The sequence below is a fragment of the Polynucleobacter sp. MWH-Aus1W21 genome (genome assembly GCF_018687275.1).
Taxonomy (GTDB): Bacteria; Pseudomonadota; Gammaproteobacteria; order Burkholderiales; family Burkholderiaceae; genus Polynucleobacter.
Genome location: NZ_CP061287.1, coordinates 2,158,572 through 2,180,767, shown reverse-complemented (window position 1 = coordinate 2,180,767; position 22,196 = coordinate 2,158,572). Strand labels below are relative to the sequence as shown.

At 46.7% G+C, this 22,196-nt stretch carries 22 protein-coding genes and 1 riboswitch; of the genes, 17 read left to right on the top strand and 5 right to left on the bottom strand.

The window, feature by feature from the left end:
- The first annotated feature begins 40 nt into the window (after positions 1-40).
- From gatC to ICW03_RS11255, 12 genes are all read left to right on the top strand, one after another.
- The gene (gatC, locus tag ICW03_RS11310) at positions 41-334 is read left to right on the top strand and encodes an Asp-tRNA(Asn)/Glu-tRNA(Gln) amidotransferase subunit GatC (RefSeq protein ID WP_215348105.1); all 294 of its coding nucleotides are present in this window, start codon (positions 41-43) and stop codon (positions 332-334) included.
- Positions 331-1,848, top strand: a complete 1,518-nt coding sequence (gene gatA / locus ICW03_RS11305) for an Asp-tRNA(Asn)/Glu-tRNA(Gln) amidotransferase subunit GatA (protein WP_215348104.1) — start codon at positions 331-333, stop codon at positions 1,846-1,848. The genes gatC and gatA overlap by 4 nt, the downstream gene beginning before the upstream one ends.
- Entirely contained in the window at positions 1,845-3,317 is a 1,473-nt protein-coding gene (gatB, locus tag ICW03_RS11300) for an Asp-tRNA(Asn)/Glu-tRNA(Gln) amidotransferase subunit GatB (RefSeq protein ID WP_215348103.1), read from the top strand. Before gatA ends, gatB begins: the two co-directional genes overlap by 4 nt.
- A gap of 48 nt (positions 3,318-3,365) precedes the next feature.
- Entirely contained in the window at positions 3,366-4,040 is a 675-nt protein-coding gene (locus ICW03_RS11295; RefSeq protein WP_215348102.1) for a DUF484 family protein, read from the top strand.
- Entirely contained in the window at positions 4,021-5,022 is a 1,002-nt protein-coding gene (locus ICW03_RS11290) for a tyrosine recombinase XerC (protein ID WP_215348101.1), read from the top strand. Before ICW03_RS11295 ends, ICW03_RS11290 begins: the two co-directional genes overlap by 20 nt.
- Positions 5,023-5,091: 69 nt before the next feature.
- A complete protein-coding gene (locus tag ICW03_RS11285; RefSeq protein ID WP_215348100.1) occupies positions 5,092-6,141 on the top strand; it encodes a GTP-binding protein in 1,050 nt (349 codons plus the stop codon).
- Positions 6,142-6,261: 120 nt separating this feature from the next.
- Positions 6,262-6,750 (top strand): RNA polymerase-binding protein DksA, encoded by a 489-nt coding sequence (gene dksA, locus ICW03_RS11280; RefSeq protein WP_215348099.1) that lies wholly within the window; start codon positions 6,262-6,264, stop codon positions 6,748-6,750.
- A gap of 13 nt (positions 6,751-6,763) precedes the next feature.
- Entirely contained in the window at positions 6,764-7,666 is a 903-nt protein-coding gene (gene argB / locus ICW03_RS11275) for an acetylglutamate kinase (protein WP_215348098.1), read from the top strand.
- Positions 7,667-7,676: 10 nt separating this feature from the next.
- A complete protein-coding gene (gene slmA, locus ICW03_RS11270; protein ID WP_215348097.1) occupies positions 7,677-8,327 on the top strand; it encodes a nucleoid occlusion factor SlmA in 651 nt (216 codons plus the stop codon).
- Positions 8,324-9,463 carry a homoserine O-acetyltransferase gene (locus ICW03_RS11265; RefSeq protein WP_215348096.1) on the top strand — a complete coding sequence of 380 codons (1,140 nt, stop codon included), beginning with the start codon at positions 8,324-8,326 and terminating at the stop codon, positions 9,461-9,463. Before slmA ends, ICW03_RS11265 begins: the two co-directional genes overlap by 4 nt.
- The gene (gene metW / locus ICW03_RS11260) at positions 9,460-10,053 is read left to right on the top strand and encodes a methionine biosynthesis protein MetW (RefSeq protein WP_215348095.1); all 594 of its coding nucleotides are present in this window, start codon (positions 9,460-9,462) and stop codon (positions 10,051-10,053) included. Before ICW03_RS11265 ends, metW begins: the two co-directional genes overlap by 4 nt.
- Before the next feature lie 14 nt (positions 10,054-10,067).
- A complete protein-coding gene (locus tag ICW03_RS11255; RefSeq protein WP_215348094.1) occupies positions 10,068-11,387 on the top strand; it encodes an MFS transporter in 1,320 nt (439 codons plus the stop codon).
- A 25-nt stretch (positions 11,388-11,412) separates the two neighbouring features.
- Here the strand turns inward: ICW03_RS11255 and ICW03_RS11250 are convergent, their stop codons facing one another.
- Positions 11,413-12,195 carry an exodeoxyribonuclease III gene (locus ICW03_RS11250; protein ID WP_215348093.1) on the bottom strand — a complete coding sequence of 261 codons (783 nt, stop codon included), beginning with the start codon at positions 12,193-12,195 and terminating at the stop codon, positions 11,413-11,415.
- 8 nt (positions 12,196-12,203) lie between these two features.
- On the opposite strand from ICW03_RS11250, the gene pyrE reads away from it, so the two are divergent.
- Positions 12,204-12,872 carry an orotate phosphoribosyltransferase gene (pyrE, locus tag ICW03_RS11245; RefSeq protein ID WP_215348092.1) on the top strand — a complete coding sequence of 223 codons (669 nt, stop codon included), beginning with the start codon at positions 12,204-12,206 and terminating at the stop codon, positions 12,870-12,872.
- Between the two features lie 12 nt (positions 12,873-12,884).
- Here pyrE and dapF read toward each other — a convergent pair whose 3' ends face one another.
- From dapF to ICW03_RS11230, 3 genes are read right to left on the bottom strand one after another with little or no spacing between them, the layout of a single operon-like run.
- Positions 12,885-13,739 (bottom strand): diaminopimelate epimerase, encoded by an 855-nt coding sequence (dapF, locus tag ICW03_RS11240; protein WP_215350329.1) that lies wholly within the window; start codon positions 13,737-13,739, stop codon positions 12,885-12,887.
- 59 nt (positions 13,740-13,798) lie between these two features.
- Positions 13,799-14,698, bottom strand: a complete 900-nt coding sequence (locus tag ICW03_RS11235; protein WP_215348091.1) for a lipid A biosynthesis acyltransferase — start codon at positions 14,696-14,698, stop codon at positions 13,799-13,801.
- A gap of 23 nt (positions 14,699-14,721) precedes the next feature.
- Positions 14,722-15,582 (bottom strand): lysophospholipid acyltransferase family protein, encoded by an 861-nt coding sequence (locus ICW03_RS11230; protein WP_215348090.1) that lies wholly within the window; start codon positions 15,580-15,582, stop codon positions 14,722-14,724.
- 203 nt (positions 15,583-15,785) lie between these two features.
- Here ICW03_RS11230 and metK point away from each other — a divergent pair, with 203 nt between their 5' ends.
- The 3 genes from metK to metF all read left to right on the top strand — a co-directional run bounded on the left by metK (position 15,786) and on the right by metF (position 19,501).
- A complete protein-coding gene (gene metK, locus ICW03_RS11225) occupies positions 15,786-16,952 on the top strand; it encodes a methionine adenosyltransferase (RefSeq protein WP_215348089.1) in 1,167 nt (388 codons plus the stop codon).
- Positions 16,953-17,019: 67 nt separating this feature from the next.
- Positions 17,020-17,132: riboswitch (S-adenosyl-L-homocysteine riboswitch) on the top strand.
- Positions 17,133-17,193: 61 nt separating this feature from the next.
- Entirely contained in the window at positions 17,194-18,639 is a 1,446-nt protein-coding gene (gene ahcY, locus ICW03_RS11220) for an adenosylhomocysteinase (RefSeq protein ID WP_215348088.1), read from the top strand.
- Between the two features lie 31 nt (positions 18,640-18,670).
- Complete coding sequence (metF, locus tag ICW03_RS11215; RefSeq protein ID WP_215348087.1) at positions 18,671-19,501, top strand: methylenetetrahydrofolate reductase [NAD(P)H]; 831 nt, start codon at positions 18,671-18,673, stop codon at positions 19,499-19,501.
- 12 nt (positions 19,502-19,513) lie between these two features.
- On the opposite strand, the gene ICW03_RS11210 is transcribed toward metF, so the two are convergent.
- Positions 19,514-20,131, bottom strand: a complete 618-nt coding sequence (locus tag ICW03_RS11210) for a 5-formyltetrahydrofolate cyclo-ligase (RefSeq protein ID WP_251374406.1) — start codon at positions 20,129-20,131, stop codon at positions 19,514-19,516.
- Positions 20,132-20,223: 92 nt separating this feature from the next.
- Between ICW03_RS11210 and ICW03_RS11205 the strand changes: the two genes are divergently transcribed.
- Positions 20,224-22,182, top strand: a complete 1,959-nt coding sequence (locus ICW03_RS11205; protein ID WP_215348085.1) for a lytic transglycosylase domain-containing protein — start codon at positions 20,224-20,226, stop codon at positions 22,180-22,182.
- Positions 22,183-22,196 lie beyond the last annotated feature (14 nt).

The following is a 22,196-nucleotide window of genomic DNA, read 5'->3' as shown; positions in this document are numbered from 1 at the left end:
GTGTTAATGAAAATAAATAGGAATGATACTCTAGCGCCCCATGAAACTTGATGATGTCCAGCGCATTGCGCACCTTTCTAGGCTTGAGTTAAATCAGGCAGAAGCCGAAGCAGTTTTGCCTCAATTGCAGGCCATTTTTTCCATGGTTGAGGAAATGCAGGCTGTCGATACAACGGGACTTGAGCCTCTGGCTCACCCAATCCTCTTTTTGCGTGATTTGGCCCAACCCATGCGCGTTGACCAAGTGACCGAGACGGACCATCGCGCCGAAAACATGCAATCAGCACCTGCCCAGCATGAAGGCTATTTCTTGGTGCCCAGGGTGATCGAATGAGTTGGCATAACACCCCCATCGCCTTAATGGCAAAAGCACTGGCTGCAAAAGAGGTCTCTAGTACTGAGCTAACGAAGTACTTTTTAGACCGTATTGAGACTGGAAAACAGTGGAATGCCTATCTTGATGTGAATGCTCACTTAAGTTTAGAGCAAGCGTCTAAAGCAGACCAATTAATTTCATCTGGTAAAGCTCGCAAGTTAACCGGTATCCCCGTTGCCCACAAGGATGTCTTCGTTACTCGGGGCTGGAAGTCGACCGCGGCCTCCAAAATCTTGGCTGGATATCAGAGTACTTTTGATGCCACCGTGGTTGCCAATCTGGGAATTCCAGATGAAAACAATCCCCATGGTGCTGGCATGGTTTGTTTGGGTAAAACCAATATGGACGAATTTGCGATGGGCTCTTCCAATGAAAACTCTGCCTATGGCCCTGTACTAAACCCATGGAATTCTGCTCACGTTGCTGGTGGTTCGTCAGGCGGCTCCGCTGCTGCAGTTGCCGCTGGCTTAGCCCCTATTGCTACCGGCACCGATACTGGCGGGTCAATACGTCAGCCAGCTGCATTTTGTGGTTTAACTGGAATTAAGCCTAGTTATGGGCGCGTGTCACGCTACGGCATGATTGCCTATGCCTCTTCACTGGATCAAGCGGGCCCCATGGGCAAGACGGCTGAAGATTGCGCGCTTCTCTTGTCGGCGATGTCCTCACATGATCCACGTGACTCCACTTCTTTGGCTGATTCTGGTGAAGACTATGGTCGTTACCTGAATCAGTCTTGGCAAGAGGGCAACACAAATTCTGCAAAACCATTAGAAGGTTTGCGCGTTGGTTTGCCTAAAGAATTCTTTGCCGAAGGTTTAGCGGCTGATGTTGCTAAATCCGTTAATGAAGCTGCAACGCTTTTAGAAAATTTGGGCGCCACATTGGTTGAGGTAAGTTTGCCAAAAACCAAATTATCTATCCCGGTGTATTACGTTTTAGCCCCAGCAGAAGCATCGAGTAACTTGAGTCGCTTTGATGGCGTACGTTACGGATATCGCGCCAATGAATATCGTGATCTCAATGATATGTATGCCAAATCACGCACCGAAGGTTTTGGTGCAGAAGTGAAGCGCCGCATCATGATTGGAACGTATGTTCTTTGTCATGGTTACTACGACGCTTACTATTTGCAGGCACAAAAAATTCGTCGCATTATTGCGGCTGATTTTCAAGCGGCATTCAATCAGTGTGATGTCATCCTAGGGCCTGTAGCCCCTGATGTGGCCTGGCGCTTAGGCGAAAAGTCAAAAGATCCGGTACAAATGTATTTGGAAGATATTTATACGCTTTCCACTAACTTAGCAGGCTTGCCAGCGATGAGCGTTCCTTGTGGATTTAATACAAACAATCTACCCATTGGCATGCAACTCATAGGCAATTACTTTTCAGAAGCACGCTTGTTGCAGGTGGCCCATCAATATCAGCAGGCCAGTGATTGGCATTTGCGTCCAGCAAGTGAGGTGGCATGATGCAATGGGAAGTCGTTATTGGTCTTGAGACCCACGCGCAGTTAAAAACGCAATCTAAGATTTTTAGTGGTGCAAGTACGCGATTTGGTGCGGAACCAAATACTCAAGCATGTGCAGTGGATTTAGCGCTGCCTGGCGTATTGCCAGTATTGAATCGTCAGGCAGTAGAGCACGCTATTCGTTTTGGTTTGGCAGTAAATGCAAAGATTTCTCCAGCGAGCATCTTTGCTCGCAAGAACTATTTTTACCCCGATCTACCTAAGGGCTATCAAATTAGCCAGATGGATATACCGGTTGTTGTCGGAGGTCATCTTGAAATCCTCGTAGGCGATGAAGTAAAGGTGGTTGAACTCACTCGTGCCCACATGGAAGAGGATGCTGGTAAATCAGTCCATGAAGAAGGGTTTATCGGGCCTCATGGTGAACCTTCTAGCGGCATCGACTTGAACCGTGCCGGCACACCGCTTCTCGAGATTGTGACTGAGCCAGTGATGCGCAGTGCCGCAGAAGCGGTTGCCTATGCCAAGGCACTGCATGGCCTGGTTGTGTGGCTTGGTGTTTGTGACGGCAATATGCAAGAAGGCTCTTTCCGCTGCGATGCCAACGTTTCAGTGCGCCCTAAAGGACAGGCTGAATTTGGTACCCGTTGTGAGATCAAAAACTTGAACTCTTTCCGCTTTTTGGAAGAAGCCATTCAATACGAAGTGCGTCGTCAAATTGAGCTCATTGAAGATGGCGGCACTGTCGTTCAAGAAACCCGCTTGTACGATCCTGATCGTGGTGAAACACGCAGCATGCGTAGCAAGGAAGACGCTAACGACTATCGCTACTTCCCAGATCCCGATTTATTGCCGGTAGTTATTGATGACGCATGGATTGCGGATGTACGTAGCAAGATGCCTGCGCTACCTGCGCAATTGCGTGAGCAGTGGCAAAGCGAGTTTGGATTGAGCGCATACGATGCGCAGTTGCTCACTCAAGATCGTGACACTGCAAAAGTATTTGAAGAGCTGCTAGTAATTGTTGGTAAGCCTTTAGCTAAAGCGGCAGCGAATTTAATTGCGGGCGAGTTCGCCTCGTCCTTAAATCGTGCGGGCATTGCAACAGCAGATGCACCATTAAAGGCGGAGCATTTAGCGCCATTGTTGACCCGTGTAGCTGACGGCACAATTTCTAACAAGATTGCTAAAGACATCTTTGCTATTCTTTGGGAAGAGGCTATAGCAGGTAAAGCCATTGGCACGGTTGATCAGGTGATTGACGCCAAAGGATTGAAGCAGATTAGTGATAGCGGCGCCATTGAAGCCATCATCGATCAAGTATTAGCCGCTAACCAGAAGTCTGTTGAAGAGTTCCGTGCCGGCAAGGAAAAGGCGTTCAATGCACTCGTGGGTCAGATTATGAAAGCCTCCCAAGGCAAGGCTAATCCAGGTCAGGTAAACGAGCTATTACGTAAGAAGCTTGGCTAACTAAGTCTAAAAACAAGTAATTAAAGAAGCAATTAAAGAAAGAAATTCATGAGCGCAATCGATCCAAAGCAAGCCGAGCAAGAAGAATTGGTTGCTGAATGGTTACGAGTAACACCAGGCTTTTTTGAGCGCTACGCTGATCTCTTCAATGAGATTCGGATTAAGCATCCACATGAAGATCGTGCGATCTCATTGCAAGAGCGTCAGATGACGGTATTGCGTACACAGAATCAAGAACTCAATCGTCGCTTAAGTGAGATGTTGCACTTTGGTAGTCGTAACGATAAAACGCAACAAAGTTTGGTAGCTTGGTTGCTGCGCTTAATGAAAGCAAACAATAAAGACGATGTAGAAGCTGCCATTACTTCCGGTCTTGCCGAGGTGTTTGAGGTGGAGTCTGCGCAATTACTTTCGCCGAATTCTGCTTTTGGTCCCTGGGTTGACACTCCTTTGTGCGGTTCTGCAAAAGAGTTGGCTGCTGCCAGCGTAGACCTATTAGCAAGCCAAACAATTATTGATCCTGAATGGCAAAGTATGGTGGCTATTGGTTTGCCGCTGGGCAAGAGCATAGGCGCAAATCAATCGCCAGCAGTGTTATTGCTGGCAAGTAAAGACGAATCACGTTTTACTGCCGATATGGGCGCATTCTATTTGCGCCAGATCGCTGAATTAACCGCTTCAGCTTTGGATCGCATCCAGGCTTATGAAATTAAAGGCGACTGATCTTCATCCCCTCATGCAAGAGTATTTGCATGAGTTGCATGTGTTGCGCCAACTCTCGCCACATACGCTCAAAGCGTATGGCATGGATTTAAGCGATCTACAAAATTTCGCTCAAGAAGATGCTATCGAATTATTAAAGGTTAGCAACGGCCATGTGCGTCGTTGGGCTGGGCGCTTGCATTCCAAAGGAAAATCTTCAAGAAGTATTGCGAGGGCGCTTTCTGCATGGCGCGGTTGGTACGACTGGCTCAGCGAAAAAGATGCCAGGCGTGATGTGCGTGCTGGAAAAGTAACTAGCACTTTGGCTGCTAACCCTGTTGATGATGTGAAGGCGCCAAAGCGCCTGAAGTCGCTGCCCAAGGCGCTATCTGTTGAGCAGGCTCTTGCCCTGGTTAATCAAGCTGTCAAAGAGGCTGAAGAGAAAAAAGATTTGGAATCGATTCGTGACGCAGCGATTATTGATTTGCTCTATTCATCTGGCTTGCGTCTCTCGGAGCTGCTGGGAATTGATGTGATGCAAAGTAAGGATCGTCAGCATGAGTCTGCGGGTTGGTTGGATTGGGATGCTGCCGAAGTGACTGTTTTAGGCAAGGGCGGTAAACGACGCTCAGTCCCTGTTGGCGAGCCGGCCATGAAATCTCTTGCTGCATGGCGTGAGTTGCGCAATGCCGGCAACTACGCCGAAGAATCTATTGGATTGTTTCTGTCGGCGACTGGCAAGCGTCTTTCACCTCGCACTGTGCAGGCGCGCTTACGCACCTTGGCTATGCGCGCCGGCTTACCAACGCATGTGCATCCCCATATGATGCGACATAGCTTTGCAAGCCATGTGCTGCAGTCTTCTCAAGATTTGCGGGCCGTTCAGGAGATGTTGGGGCATGCCAGCATTGCTAGTACCCAGATTTATACCTCGCTGGATTTTCAACACCTTGCTCAGGCATACGATAAAGCGCATCCACGCGCAAAGGCTGGCAAAGGCTGAGGAACTCGGTAAGATAGAAGGTTTCCCGCCTTGGGAAACGATAGTTTTTAGATTTTGATTGGATCATCCATGGCATTAATTCCGGTAACCATTTTGACCGGCTTCTTAGGAAGCGGCAAAACTACTTTGCTCAAACATATTCTGACTGAAGAGCATGGCAAGAAAATTGCCGTGATCGAGAATGAGTTCGGCGAAGAAAATATTGATAACGACATCTTGGTTCAAGACAACCAAGAGAATATTGTGCAGATGAGCAATGGCTGTATTTGCTGCACCATTCGTGGTGATCTCGTTGAAGCACTAAATGAGCTCTGGGAGCAACGCAAGGATAAAAAAATTAGTTTTGATCGTGTTGTGATTGAAACCACGGGCGTTGCTAATCCTGGGCCCGTAGCCCAGACTTTCTTTATGGACGATGACGTTGCCGATCACTATGTTTTAGACGCTGTAGTTACTCTGGTGGATGCAAAGCACGGTCAGCAGCAGCTCAATGAGCATGAAGAAGCTCAGCGCCAAGTGGGCTTTGCAGATCAAATCTTTATTACTAAGACAGATTTAGTTACCCCTGGCGAAGTAGATGCTTTACGTAACCGCCTGATGCATATGAACCCGAGAGCGCCTATTGCGGGCATATCTAAGGGCATAGTGCCACTCAATGCTGTTCTGGATCTTAAGGGCTTCAATCTGAATGCCAAGCTGGATATTGATCCACACTTTCTAGAGCAGGATGACCACGTTCATGAGCATTGCGGTCACGACCACGATCACAGCACCTGTGGTCATGATCATAGTCACGACCATCACCATGGTCATGCAGGCCATACGGACCGCATTCAATCCTTTGTTTTTCGTAGTGATAAACCCTTTGATCATAAAAAGCTGGAAGACTTCCTTGGCGGCATTTTGGAGGTCTTTGGCGAGAAGATGCTGCGCTATAAAGGCGTCCTCTATGTGAAGGGAAGTGCCCGAAAAGTGGTGTTCCAGGGGGTTCATCAGATGATGGGCAGCGATTTAGCAGGTCCTTGGGGTGCGGAACCCAAGCAAACCCGTATGGTGTTTATTGGCATCGACCTGCCTAAAGACACCCTACTGGCTGGGCTTGAAGGATGTTTGGCCTAGGAAGATTCGGGTACAATCCGCCGCCACGGTCAATATTATGGATATTCAAAAATATTGATTCGAGGGCTATAAAAGTTTGGCAGAATGGGGCAATAATGCTTCAAACCAAGGAAGAATGAGATGACGGTAAAAACAGCAACAAAAACAGCAACTGCTGCAAAAGCTAGCAGTAAAGCTGCGAGCACAAAAGCTCCAAAAGGTGCGCCCTTAACGGAAGCTGAATTGCTCAAGATGTCCGAAAAAGACTACATGAGTGCTGCCCAGTTGGATTTTTTCCGTCAAAAATTACTGACTCTTAAGGATGACATTTTGAAAAATGCATCCGAGACAACAGAACATCTGCGTGAAAATATTTTGGTTCCAGATCCAGCTGATCGCGCCACGATTGAAGAAGAGCATGCTTTGGAATTACGTACACGCGATCGTGAGCGTAAGTTGCTCAAAAAAGTAGAGCAAGCATTGGCGCGTATTGAATCTGGTGACTACGGTTGGTGCGAAGAAACTGGTGAGCCAATTGGCTTGAACCGTTTAATTGCAAGGCCTACAGCCAATTTATCTCTTGAGGCTCAAGAGCGTCGCGAACTCCGTCAAAAATTATTTGGCGAATAAATTTTAAGTAGCAATGACTAAGCATTTACCAACTATTAGCGATATCTCTCCTCTATTGAAGGCGGAGATTCTGGCTGAGGCTTTGCCTTACATCCGTTCATATCACGGTAAAACGATCGTGATTAAGTACGGCGGAAATGCCATGGTTGAAGAGCGCCTCAAAGAAAGTTTTGCGCGTGATGTTATTTTGCTAAAACTTGTTGGCATGAATCCAGTAGTGGTGCATGGTGGCGGACCGCAAATTGATGAAGCCCTTAAGAAGATTGGCAAGACCGGCACGTTTATTCAAGGTATGCGGGTAACCGACGAAGAAACCATGGAAGTGGTGGAGTGGGTTTTGGGTGGTGAAGTGCAGCAAGACATCGTGATGTTGATTAACCACTTTGGTGGCCAGGCAGTGGGCTTGACCGGCAAGGACGGGGGGCTGATTCGCGCCAAGAAAATGCTGGTTGCTGATGAAAAGATTGCTGGCGGCACAATTGATTTGGGATTTGTTGGTGAAATTGAAGCCATTAACCCCGCAGTTGTCAAAGCCTTGCAAGACGATGCATTTATTCCGGTGATCTCTCCAATTGGATTTAGTGAAGAAGGACAGGCCTACAACATCAATGCCGATTTAGTGGCAGGCAAGATGGCTGAAATTTTGCATGCAGAGAAATTAGTCATGATGACTAATATCCCTGGCGTGATGGATAAAAACGGCACTCTCTTGACTGATCTGACTGCGCGTGAGATTGATGGTTTATTCGCTGATGGCACTATTTCTGGGGGCATGTTGCCAAAAATTTCTTCTGCATTAGATGCGGCAAAGAGTGGCGTTAACTCAGTACACATTATTGATGGCCGCATTGAGCATTCTTTATTGTTAGAAATTCTGACCGAGCAAGCGTTCGGTACGATGATTCGCTCCAGATAAGTAGATAAGCATGCGTGAACCTCTAGAGCCGGCAGATATTAACGACAGCAGCGCTGATGCGGGTAAGACGCGCAAGCGCCCCAAGCCGGGCGAGCGTCGTCTGCAGATCTTGCAGGTTCTTGCGGAAATGTTGCAAAACCCAAAAGGTGAACGGGTTACTACTGCAGCCTTAGCGGCCAAAATTCAAGTGTCTGAAGCAGCGCTATATCGTCATTTCGCCAGCAAGGCGCAGATGTTCGAGGGATTGATTTCATTTATTGAGCAAACAGTTTTTGGTTTGATCAATCAAATCAATCAAAAAGAAGAATCTGGTCTCGCTCAAGCGCGTGGCATTTTGCAAATGCTTTTATTCTTCGCTGAAAAGAATCCCGGCATGACTCGCGTTTTATTGGGCGATGCTTTGTTACAAGAAGATGATCGATTGCAAGAGCGCATCACTCAGGTGCTGGATCGTGTCGAAGCATCTCTTAAGCAAGCCTTGCGTATTGCTCAAACCCAAGGCGGTAACTGGGCGCAGCTAGGCCAAGAAGAAGTCAGCATCCGTGCTGCCATGTTGATGAGTTTTGTTTTAGGCCGTTGGTATCGCTTTGCCCGTAGCGGATTTAAGAAGCTGCCGACTGAAGCCTCTGATGTTAGTTTGCGCCTTCTCCTGTCAGAATGAGCGAGCTACACCTCTCTAGAAATACTATTCACTTTGCCGAGCCCCTGCCTTTGCAGAGTGGCGCAGTGTTATCGGGCTACGATTTAGTCATTGAAACCTACGGCAAGCTCAACGCAGACAAAAGTAATGCTGTTCTAGTTTGTCATGCACTCAATGCGTCACATCATGTAGCCGGTCCAAGTCCAGAAGATCCTGCCGATATTGGTTGGTGGGATAACATGATTGGTCCAGGCAAGCCTGTTGATACCAATCACTTCTTCGTAATCGGTGTAAATAATTTAGGTTCATGCTTTGGTTCTACTGGGCCTATGAGCATTAATCCTGCAACTGGCAAGCCTTATGGTGCTGATTTTCCAGTGGTTACTGTTGAAGACTGGGTGAACACTCAGGCGCGCTTGGCAGATAAGCTGGGTATTCGTAAATTTGCAGCTGTGATGGGCGGTAGTTTGGGCGGTATGCAGGCAATGGCTTGGGCCATTCAGTTCCCTAGGCGAATAGAGCATTGCGTTGTAGTCGCATCCACCCCAAAGCTCAGCGCACAAAATATTGCATTTAACGAAGTGGCACGTAATGCTATTTTGTCGGATCCTGATTTTCATGGGGGCAACTATTACGAGCATGGCGTGGTGCCTAAGCGTGGGTTGCGTTTAGCTCGCATGGTTGGCCACATCACCTATTTATCTGATGACGATATGGCGGAAAAATTTGGACGCGAATTGCAGCGTCCTAATGGTGAATCCAATGACTATCGCTTTAGCTTTGATGTCGAATTTGAAGTTGAGAGCTACTTACGTCATCAGGGTGATAAGTTTTCAACTTACTTTGATGCCAACACTTACTTGTTGATTACCCGTGCACTCGATTATTTTGATCCTGCACGCCGTTACGATGGCAGCCTTAATCGTGCCTTGGCAGAAGTGCGGGCTAAGTTTTTGGTGGTTAGTTTCTCTACTGATTGGCGCTTCCCGCCCAATCGTAGCCGCGAGATTGTGGAGTCTTTGCTGAGTAATAAAAGCGAAGTGACTTATGCAGAGATTGATGCACCTCATGGGCATGATGCTTTCTTGCTGGATGACGCTCGTTATCATAATTTGGTACGCGCATACTTCAAGAAAATGCGCGAGGCTCAGGCATGAATAATTTCAATCAGCGCGCTGACTTTGCTGCAATAGCCAACTGGATTGCATCCAATACCCAAGTATTGGATCTTGGGTGTGGCGACGGTAGCTTCTTAGAGTTTTTGCAAAAACAAAAGCCAGTTCATACTTATGGCGTCGAGATAGATGATTCACGCGTACTCTCTTGCGTGCAAAAAGGTTTAAACGTTATTCAGCAGGACTTAGAGGGCGGCTTAGCGCTATTTGAAGACAATAGCTTTGATACGGTTGTGTTGTCTCAAACTTTGCAGACCATTCATCAAACCGAGAAAATATTGCGCGAAGTAGTTCGTGTAGGAAAAGAGTCAGTCATTTCTTTTCCAAATTTTGGTCACTGGTCCCATCGTTTGGCCGTAGGCTTAGGCCGTATGCCGGTGTCTAAGAGCTTGCCTTACCAGTGGTACAACACACCAAATGTGCGTGTATTGACTGTTGCTGATTTTGAGAAGTTAGCTTCTAGTCTTGGTCTTAAAGTGTTAGATCAATGCATCTTGCACGAAGGTCGCCAAGTGACTTTGATGCCAAATCTATTTGGCAGTCTTGCATTATTCCGAATTCGTCGCGCCTAGGATAAAAAACAAAGGTGTTAACCGCGGTCCAATCTTGGATAAAAGACTTTCGGGTTTATCTCGAGTGGCCTTGTTTGCGCATGTTGTTCTTGGGTTTTTCTGCAGGCCTTCCTTTGTTGCTTATTCTGGGAACGCTCAGTTTTTGGTTGCGTGAAGCTGGTATTGATCGCAGTACTATTGGCTACTTAACCTGGGTTGGCTTGATTTATGCCTTTAAGTGGGTTTGGGCGCCGCTGGTAGATCGCCTGCAGATTCCGCTACTAACAACATTGTTTGGGCGCCGTCGCAGTTGGCTTCTCTTTGCGCAGGCACTCATCATCTTGGGTCTTGTCGGCATGTCAACTTTGGACCCCAAGCTCGCACTGAACTCCATTGTTTGGTGCGCGCTCTTGGTTGCTTTTGGCTCTGCTACCCAAGATATCGCATTAGATGCTTTTCGTATTGAGTCAGCCAATAGCGACCATCAGGCAGCCTTAGCGGCAACTTATCAAACCGGTTATAGGCTTGCCTTGATTTGGGCTGGCGCTGGAGTTCTCTGGCTGGCTGCTCGTGCCGAAACCGGCAGTGGCTATGATGCGAGTGCATGGCAATTTGCATATCTCTGTATGGCAGCCTCTATAGGTGTCGGTGTGATTACAACCCTCATAAGTAAAGAGCCTGTGAAGTATGAGCTGGCAAAGGTACGAACTGCCAAAGCATGGCTGTATCAAACCTTGGTTGAGCCTTTTGCAGAATTTATTACGCGCTATCGCTGGCATGCAGTTCTGATTTTGTCTTTGATTGCCGTCTACCGTATTAGCGATGTGGTGATGGGCATTATGGCGAATCCATTTTATGTAGACATGGGTTACACCAAAGATGAGGTTGCTACAGTAAGCAAAGTGTTTGGTGTAGTGATGACTTTAGTCGGCGCCTTTGTTGGTGGTGTGCTTACACTGCGCTTTGGTGTCTTGAGAATTTTATTTGTGGGTGCGGTTTTATCTGCAGTAAGTAATTTATTGTTTGCATGGTTGGCTACACAGGGCCATGATTTGCATGGCCTGATTTGGGTAATTTCTGCAGATAACTTAAGCTCAGGCATTGCCAGCGCAGCCTTTATTGCCTTCTTGTCATCGCTCACCAATATTCGTTACTCAGCAACCCAGTACGCATTGTTTAGCTCGATGATGTTGCTTTTACCCAAATGGTTGGCGGGCTTCTCAGGTGTATTTGTTGATAACTTTGGCTATCAAGCATTCTTCTACGGCACCGCTATTATTGGCGCTCCAGTCCTACTCTTAATTTGGGCAACCATTCATTTCAAGATTGTTCAGATCAAAAAAGAAGGGGAGTAATTCCCCTGGCGACCTTTATTGACGCTTAAAGTTTCCAGTCGTAATCCACTGTGAGTGGTGCGTGATCTGAAAACTTTTCATCTTTGTATACGGCGGTTTTCTTTGCCGTTTGCGCAATGCCAGGAGTGGTGATGTGATAGTCAATGCGCCACCCAACATTCTTTGCGTAGGCTTGACCACGATTGCTCCACCAGGTGTAGCAAGTCTCAGTTGCTTCAGGTTCAAGCTGACGATAGACATCCACGTAACCCACTTTATTGAACAGATTGGTTAGCCATGCACGCTCTTCCGGCAGGAATCCAGAATTTTTGAGATTACCTTTCCAGTTCTTCAGGTCGATTTCTTGATGGGCAATATTGACGTCGCCGCAGAGAACGATTTCACGACCTGATTTCTTTAATGAAACGAGATGCGGCAGGAAACTATCGAGATAGCGGTATTTGGCCTCTTGTCGCTCCTCAGAGCTAGAGCCTGAGGGCATGTACACAGAGATGACTGATAAGTCTTTAAAGCGGGCCTCTACATAGCGACCCTCTGCATCGAACTCTTCATTGCCATAGCCATATAGGACTTCATCTGGTGTATGAGGGGTATAAATACCGCAGCCGCTGTAGCCTTTTTTCTCGGCATGGTGGAAGTACGCATGCATTCCATCAGGATTGAGAATGGCATCCTCCAAATCATCGCGCTGGGCCTTGAGCTCTTGCATGCAAATGAAGTCGGCTTTTTGCTTCACAGCCCATGGCAGAAAGCCTTTTTTGACTGCAGAACGGATACCGTTGAGGTTCGCGGAAATGATGCGTAACATGTAGGCCTATGAGCTCAAATAATTCAAATCAAGATAACTTTATACGTTTTGCCTTAGAGGCAAAGGTTTTGTCCTTCGGGGAGTTTAAAACTAAAGCAGGAAGACTCTCACCTTATTTCTTTAATGCCGGTGAATTTAATGATGGTGCCCGTTTAAGTGCGTTGGGGCGCTACTATTCCAAGGCCTTGCAAGAATCTAATCTTCAATTTGACATGCTGTATGGACCTGCATACAAAGGAATTACTTTGGCGGCTGCTACAGCGATTGCTTTGGCGGATGATGGTATCAATGTTCCCTATGCGCACAACCGCAAAGAAGCTAAGGATCATGGCGAAGGCGGTGTCTTAGTTGGCGCACCAGTTAAAGGTCGCGTAGTCATCATTGATGACGTTATTTCAGCCGGAACTTCTGTCAGAGAGTCAGTAGATTTGATTCGTAAAGCAGGAGCAGAGCCAGCGGCGGTATTGATTGCCTTAGATCGTATGGAGCGTTCGGGTAATGCTGTTGAGATTGGCGATAAATCTGCCGTGCAAGCTGTGGAGCAAGAGTTTGGCTTGCCGGTGATTTCGATTGCTAACTTAGCCGGCTTGATGTCATTCTTAACCGCATCAAGCAATGCTCAGTTAACCAATTATTTGCCTGCAGTAAAGGCCTACCGCGATAAATATGGAATTTAATGGCGACTTCTTTTAGATTGTTGTTTCGCCTTCAAAGACTGTGACTGCTGGGCCAGTCATGATGACTGGCTGAGCAACATTGTCAATCATTCCAGCCCAAGCAATTTGCAGGTCCCCGCCACGCGTATGAACTTTGACTGGCGAGTCCAATAGGCCCCGGCGGATGCCAGATACAACTGCTGCACATGCGCCAGTGCCGCAGGCTAAAGTTTCACCAGCACCACGTTCATATACGCGCAATTTGATTTCATTGCGATTAATAACCTGCATGTAGCCTGCATTCACTCTTTTTGGAAAAGCGGCAAACTTTTCAATCTCTGGACCCTCTTCTAAAACGGGTGCGCTATCGATATCGCCAACGACTTGTACAGCATGTGGATTACCCATAGAGAGAACGCCAACTAAGCTGTCATGTAATGCAGGGCTATTCATTGGAAGTGCGTAGAGCGTTTCTTGAAACTCTTGAACGCTAGCCAAACCGTTTGCATTAAATGGAATATGGCTATGTTCAAAAATGGGCGCACCCATATCCACCTCTACTTGACCATCGGGGTGGGATTTCAGGGTGAGGATGGTATGTGCAACTTCTACGCGCAATGGATTTTTGTTTGATAGGCCTTGATCTAAAACAAAGCGCACAAAGCAACGAGAGCCGTTGCCGCATTGCTCCACTTCGCCGCCATCAGAATTAAAAATGCGATACCGAAAATCGGCATCTGGGCGCGTCGCCTTTTCAACCAACAGAATTTGATCGGCGCCAATGCCAAATTGACGATGCGCCAATGCTTGCCACTGCTCACGCGTAATCCCGCTGAGATCTTGAGTGATGCCATTAAGCACAATGAAATCATTGCCAGCACCATGCATTTTGGTGAAGCGTAACTTGCGCACTGGATTGTTTATGTTGGTGCTCAAAATATTCCCGTTTATTCGTAAAGACTCGGCTCGCCAGGCGGCCGATGTTTAAAGCGTTTATGTACCCAATAGTACTCCGCCGGTCTTTCACGAACAAGTTCTTCAATATATTGATTAAGGCGCGCAGTATCTTTCTCAACATCATCACTTGGAAAGTTTGGTAAAGGCGCGCTGATGTGGCAGGTATAGGCTTTACGATCTTTGTTTAAAGTGGTTGTCATAAGACAAACTTCTGCCCCGCTAAGCTTTGCTAGACGGGATACGGAGGTAATAGTGTTCGTTTGGACCCCAAAGAAGGGAACAAAGATCGAATCACGCGGTCCCAAATCAATATCTGGCGCAATAAAAATAAAGTTGCCCGTTTGAATTTCGCGAATGAGATCGCGTAAGCGACTTTGTCTTTCAATAGACTTTCCACCAAAACGATTTCGCCACTCAATCATTTTTTGATTGAAGAAAGGATTTTTCATGTTTTGGTAAAGACCGGCGCCTCGAGGCCAATCGTGTTGATTGGCTAGTACAGAAAGTGCCATGAAGCCACCTTCAAGACCAACAAAGTGTGGATTAATGAGAAGGCGTGGTTTGCGATCCCCTAAGGTGATCGCTGATTCAATGGTGACGATATCGGTAATTTGTTTGCCACTACCAAGCCAGATGCGGCTTCTCTCCAGTACGCTGCGACCAAATAATTTCCAATTCTCAAGAGCGAGATCGCCAATTTCTTTTTCAGTGAGATTGGGAAAACACAACCGCAAGTTGGTTTTAACAATATGGGTACGGCCATTTGGAATATGAGCGGCTAGCCAGCCCAAGCCATAGCCCACATGGACAGTAATCGAATAAGGCAGAAAAGCAAAGAGACGCAGTAGGCTAAGTGCCAAGAAATTAAAAAGGTTTTGTAACCAGGTCATTTCAAAAATGGTGACGAATTAATTTAATTGCTTGGTGGCAATTCTGCACCAGCGGGATGCTTGTAGCGGTTGTAGGACCAAATGAATTGTTCTGGCGCAACAAGGACTGCATTTTCAATGGCAGTGTTCAGTTCTGCAGCGGCAGTATTGGCATCTTCAGATAAGGATGAAAGACGAGTAGCTTGCATTAACCACCCTTGACCCAAACCTTTACGCTTTGCAGTAAACATGACTACTGGCGTGTTATTGCGGTTAGCAAGGCGAGCCGGTAATGGTGTTGTATAGGCGGGCCGCCCAAAGAAAGGAACCCATACACCCTCGCCGCCGCTGGGTACTTGATCTGGAAGAATGCCAATCGCCTCACCTCTGGTGAGCGCCCGAGTCATTTGGCGTACGCCATTAAGGTTGGTCGGCACAAAATGCATGTTGGGATAGGCGCGACCCTCTTCAACGACTTCATTGAGCCATTCTTGGCGCGATGGGCGATAGAGAATAGTCGCGGGGAAGTGTTGCGCCAATACTCTGGGAATAATTTCAAAACCGCCCAAATGGGGGGTAAGCATAACTAGACCATTCCCCTCACCAATCGCCGTCTCAACCACATCCCAGTTTTGCACTTCAACTAATTTCAGTGCTTTTTGCGGGTTGCGCCAAATCCAAAGGCTATCCGAAAACAACATTCCTGAGGCTCTGATTGCCTCCCAAAGTTTCACTGGCAATTTACGCGCTTTGGTTACAGCTTCATATTGAGGGCGAAAGAGTGATCGATACTGTTTAGAGCCTAAATAGGCCAGCATGCCTAAAGAAGCCCCAATTACTTGCACTAGGGCAAGTGGAAGCACGGCAATCGTATTCAGGCAGAGCTTTAATAGAAGTTTTCGCACCCCCTAATGATATTCAATGCCGCTCTGGGTGTGTGGATTTCAGTCTGTCTTGCCCAATGAGTCGCTTTTCGGATAGAATTCCACTATCGCTGAGTTAAGGCAACTTGCAGGGCGATTCATAAATTCTGCTAAAGCGTCGCCGTTGTAGTTCCTGGCACGTCGAGTTGTCCCAATGATCGTGTTAATAACTTAAGGAATGTGCAATGGCAAACGATTACTTCTTTACCTCAGAATCCGTTTCTGAAGGTCACCCCGATAAAGTAGCAGACCAAATTTCTGATTCGATTCTCGATGCCATCTTGGCTCAAGATCCAACTGCACGTGTTGCAGCAGAAACATTGTGTAACACCGGCTTAGTTGTTTTGGCTGGTGAGATCACGACTAACGCTAACGTTGATTACATTCAAGTTGCTCGTAATACATTGCGTGAAATCGGATACGACAACACTGCATACGGCATCGACTACAAAGGTTGTGCAGTATTGGTTGCATATGACAAACAGAGCCCCGATATTGCTCAAGGCGTTGATAAGGCTCATGATGATGGCTTGGATCAAGGTGCTGGCGACCAAGGTTTGATGTTCGGTTACGCTTGTGATGAGACTGCAGAGCTAATGCCCTTGCCAATTCATTTGTCACACCGCTTAGTTGAGCGTCAATCCCAATTGCGCCGCGATGGTCGTTTGAATTGGTTGCGCCCTGATGCAAAGTCACAAGTGACATTGCGTTATGTAGATGGCAAGCCTGACTCTATCGATACTGTTGTGCTCTCTACTCAGCACGATGAAGATATCTCCCTCGAGAAATTGCGCGAAGCAGTGATCGAAGAAATTATTAAACCAGTATTGCCTAAGCATTTGATCAAAGGCGCAATTAACTTTTTGGTGAACCCAACAGGTCGTTTCGTTATCGGCGGCCCACAAGGCGATTGCGGCTTAACTGGTCGCAAAATTATTGTGGATACCTACGGCGGTGCAGCTCCTCATGGTGGCGGCGCTTTCTCTGGTAAAGACCCATCTAAGGTTGACCGATCTGCTGCTTATGCTGGTCGCTATGTTGCAAAGAACGTTGTTGCTGGTGGTTTGGCAAGCAAGTGCTTGATTCAGATCTCTTACGCGATTGGCGTTGCAAAGCCAACTTCAGTGATGGTGAGCACATTTGGCACAGGCAAGATCTCCGATGAGAAGATTGCTCAATTGGTTTCTGAGCATTTTGACTTGCGTCCAAAAGGTATCGTGAAGATGTTGAATCTCTTGCGCCCAATTTATAAGAAGACTGCTGCTTATGGCCACTTTGGTCGTGAAGAGCCAGAATTTACTTGGGAGCAAACAGACAAAGCGGCTGCATTACGTGCCGCAGCAGGTCTGTAAGTAGGAAATACGCAGTTTGTAGGTGTATTGAGGCGAAATATGCCGTAATTGTTTACAATTACGGCATACCTTCAAGGAGCGTTGCAAGGAATGCTGTGACCCAGCACTTCCCCAGGCTTGAAGGGAGTGGACTCTAAGGTAATCCCGGGAGTTTGCTAATTGCAACCGCGCTCGCTAACCCATGATTCGATGGCTAGCGAGTTTCTACTCCAGCATTGGATCGTATTTAGCTGGAGCATTAATGAATACCGTTTCTGATTTAAATAACTTTGTAGCAACTCGTTGCGCGATTGCTGATATCACTTTGGCTGACTTTGGTCGTAAAGAAATCGCGATTGCTGAAACTGAGATGCCTGGTCTGATCGCCATTCGCGATGAATTTGCTGCACAACAGCCATTGCGTGGCGCACGTATTACGGGCTCTTTGCACATGACCATTCAAACTGCAGTATTAATCGAGACGCTTGAAGCGCTCGGCGCTGAAGTTCAGTGGGCATCTTGCAATATTTTCTCCACGCAAGACCATGCTGCTGCTGCAATCGCTGCTAACGGCACACCAGTGTTTGCGATTAAAGGCGAAACCCTCGAGCAGTATTGGGACTTTACGCACCGCATTTTTGAGTGGGCTGACGGTGGTTACACCAATATGATTTTGGATGACGGTGGCGACGCTACTTTGTTGTTGCACCTTGGCGCACGCGCTGAGAAAGATCAAGCTTGTTTGAATCATCCAACCAGCGAAGAAGAAACCATTTTGTTTGCAGCTATCAAGAAAAAATTAGCGCAAGACCCAACTTGGTATTCAACACGCTTGGAGAAAGTTAAGGGCGTTACCGAAGAAACCACTACAGGCGTACATCGCTTGTATCAAATGTTTGCTAAGGGTGATTTGAAGTTCCCGGCAATTAACGTAAATGACTCCGTTACTAAGAGCAAGTTTGACAACTTATATGGTTGCCGCGAGTCTTTAGTGGACGCGATCAAGCGTGCTACTGACGTCATGGTGGCTGGTAAGGTTGCAGTAGTTTGTGGTTATGGCGATGTGGGTAAAGGTTCAGCTCAAGCATTGCGTGCCTTGTCTGCTCAAGTTTGGGTAACTGAAGTAGATCCAATTTGCGCATTGCAAGCTGCAATGGAAGGCTATCGTGTTGTGACTATGGATTACGCTGCTGATAAAGCAGACATCTTTGTTTCTGCAACCGGCAACTACCACGTGATTACACATGACCACATGGCTAAGATGAAGAATCAAGCTATCGTTTGTAACATCGGCCACTTTGACAACGAAATCGACGTTGCTGGTATTGAGAAATATAAGTGGGAAGAAATCAAGCCCCAAGTGGACCATGTGATTTTCCCAGCTGCTAATGGCAAGCCTGAAAAGCGCATCATCATTTTGGCTAAAGGCCGCTTGGTTAACCTCGGCTGCGGTACAGGACATCCTTCATACGTAATGAGCTCTTCATTTGCAAACCAAGTGATTGCTCAAATCGAATTATGGAATGCAGTTGGTACAGATAAATACCCAATCGGTGTTTACACATTGCCTAAGCATTTAGATGAGAAAGTTGCTCGCTTACAGCTCAAGACTCTGAATGCAGAGTTAACGGTGTTGTCTGACCAGCAAGCTTCTTACATTGGCGTAACGAAGGAAGGCCCATACAAGGCTGACCACTATCGTTATTAATCCAGTCATATAGAAACCTAGGCCCAAAATCATGGAATTAAGCGTCGAATTCTTTCCTCCAAAAACACCTGAAGGTGAGAGTAAGTTGCATCTTGTGCGAGAGCGTTTTTCTGAAACGCTTAAGCCTTCGTTTTATTCCGTGACCTTTGGTGCCGGTGGTTCTACTCAGTCTGGGACCTTAAAAGTGGTGAGCGATATTCATGCTGCTGGTGCGTCGGTTGCTCCTCACTTGTCTTGTGTTGGTGGCTCACGTGAAAGCGTGCGTGAGATGCTCAAGCAATATCAAGCTTTAGGCGTGAAGCGCATCGTGGCTTTGCGCGGTGACTTGCCATCTGGCATGGGCCAGTATGGTGAGTTTCATCATGCCAATGAATTGGTGGAATTTATTCGTGCAGAAACAGGTGATTGGTTTCATATCGATGTAGCTGCATATCCAGAGACGCATCCTCAGGCAAAGTCGCCTGCTAGCGATGTCGATTTCTTTGTACAAAAAATGAAGGCAGGTGCTAACTCTGCCGTGACGCAGTATTTTTATAACAGCGATGCTTACTTCCGCTTTGTAGATGAGGCTTATGACTTGGGCGTTACACAGCCAATCATTGCTGGCATTATGCCGATTACAAACAGTAGTCAGTTATTGCGATTCTCGGACGCGTGTGGTGCAGAGATTCCACGCTGGATTCGTTTGCGCCTTCAGTCTTATGGAGATGACATCGCCTCTATCCGCGCATTTGGTGAAGAGGTGGTGACGGACTTGTGTGATCAACTATTAACAGCTGGCGCGCCTGGAATTCATTTCTATTCATTAAATCAGGCTGATGCAGTTTTAGCGATCGCCGATAACTTAGACTTAACCAAGTAAAAAAGTAAATTGCTAACTGAACAAACCTGATTCAGTTAGCAATAAATCTAAGGGCTCATCATGAGTTTGAGCCTCCCACTGGGCATCATCTAATTTTTGCCAATCAAAACCAATCCCAACGCAAACCAGCTTGGGATTTTTCTTTCTGAGATCGGCTAGGGTGCGATCAAAATATCCGCCACCATAGCCCAGTCGCCAGTAATGGGATTTACCATTCACAACCGAGCTGGACCAGCCAACGCAGGGAATTAGAATACAGTCCGGATTGATGGGCGGTCTTGAGGCATTGTTGGGATCGGGCTCTGGTACGCCATGCGCGCTTGGCACTAAAGCATCCCCTTCTTGCCATTCAAAAAAATCTAGGTGTTTATCAGGGCGCGCATAAGGCAGCGCCAATCGACGATAGGCACCTTTCTTTACCCAGCTTGATAGGGTTGGGCGTAAATCTATTTCATTCTGAATTGGCCAATAAAGCGCAATTGAGCGAATAGATTTGCCTTCATGAGCCAAAAAATGATTAAGGCCTGTAATCAAGCCCATCTCTGCGGCAGTATAGTGATTCCCAGTAGCAAATTCTTTGCGTTGTTTTAATAAATCTTGGCGAAGAGTTTTTGGTGAATTACCGTGCATATCGACCATTATCAGGCGAAAATTAAAGGATATAGTAATCAAGTATTACAGGACCTTGGCCCTGTAAATAAAGATAGGGTTAGATCGTAATAATGAAGTCTGCAACAGTAAACAGTAAATACCTTCAATTGGCCAAAATCCTAGTTTTGGGCCTCGCTCTAGGCATGTCCAATAGCTTTGCAGAAAAGCTGAAAAAGCCATCCATTCCCAAGTCATATGAAAGCAAGGCTGCCCCAGCCGAAATTACCGACACCGATCGGATGTTTATCGATTTGCGCGAAGCTGCCAAAAAGAATGATGTCTTTCGTACTCAGCAGCTTTCATCTAATTTAGCTAATTACCCATTTGATGACTATGTAGCTTATTTCCGTATCAAGCCGCAATTATTTGATAGTGCTGGTGGTGCGCGTAACGACTACAGTACAGATACTCAGGTTGTTGCATTTCTAAATCAATATCAAGGTACGGCCTTGGCTGACCGTATGCGTAATGACTGGTTGTTAGTTTTAGGTAAACGTAAAGACTGGGCGCGCTTTGATGCTGAGTATGCCAAGTTTGTGCTCGATGACGATACACAAGTGAAATGCTATTCCTTGTTATCGAAGTTATCTCAAGGCGAGAATCCAACTAAGCTAGCAATCGATTCACGCTCTGTATTGTTAGATCCAAGTTATTTTGGACAGGCATGCCAAGAATTAGTACCCTCATTAGTCGCTGCTGGCGGCATGTCTCCAAGCGAGGCTAAGGCAATTGGCCGTGCTGCTAGCGAAAAAGGTTATGACACCATGGCCCGTCGCCTTGGCGGAGAAGATCCGATGGCAGATATTGTTAGAGCAGCCAAGACTGACCCAGCTAAAGCCTATCGGGACTTTTCTCAAACTGCATCACGCTATAGCAAAGAGAATCAAGCGGTTGCATGGGGTGTGATCGGACAATTCTTGGCTAAGAAATTAGATCCCAATGCAGATGATGCTTATCGTCTGCAACAAGAGCGGGGCTATAACGAGCTGTTATCAGTTGAATCCCAAGAATGGAAGGTGCGCGCAGGCTTGCGTGCTAAAGATTGGATCCTGGTTAAGAATGCAATCGATGGTATGAATCCCGCCGTACGCAGTAAAGATCCTGCCTGGACATATTGGTATGGCCGCGCATTAAAGGCTGAAGGCCAAGATACAAAAGCTAGAGACAGCTTTGAAATGATTGCGGATCAATATAACTTTTATGGCCAGCTAGCACGCGAAGAATTGGGTAAGTCTAATAATGCGCCCACTAAAACTAAAGTGACCGAGCAAGAGATTGATGCGATGGCGAGCCGTAAAGGATTTATTCGTGGTGAGCGTTTATATGCCATGAATCTTCGCTTCGAAGGTAATCGCGAATGGAATTGGGAGCTACGCAATATGACCGACAAGCAATTGTTGGCAGCTGCAGAGTATGCAAAGCGAATTAACTTATATGACCGCGTTGTCAATACGGCTGATCGTACAAAACAAGAACACGACTTCAGTTTGCGTTACCCAACTCCGTACAAAGAGGAGCTGTCTCCCATTGCGCGCCAAATTGATTTAAATCTCGCTTGGGCTTATGGCTTGATTCGTCAGGAGTCACGCTTCATTGTGAATGCCGACTCTTCTGTAGGCGCCTCAGGATTAATGCAAGTGATGCCGAATACGGCAAAGTACGTGGCTAAGAAAATTGGAATGACAAATTACACCAATGACAAATTAAGCGATACCAATACCAATTTAACTTTGGGTAGTAATTATTTAAATATGGTTCTCGTTGACCTCGAAGGCTCTTGGGTTTTGGCTTCCGCAGCGTATAACGCAGGACCTTCTAGATCAAAGGCTTGGCGTGAGAAGTTGTCTGGTCCAACTGAGGGTGCAATTTTTGCTGAAACCATCCCGTTTACAGAGACGCGTGTTTACGTGAAGAATGTGCTCTCTAATGCCAATTATTATTCATCCGTAATGAATGGTCAGACACAGTCTTTGAAACAACGCTTGGGGGTTATTACTCCAAAGGCTGCAACTCAATCCGAGCTTCCATAAAATATCAATTGGTG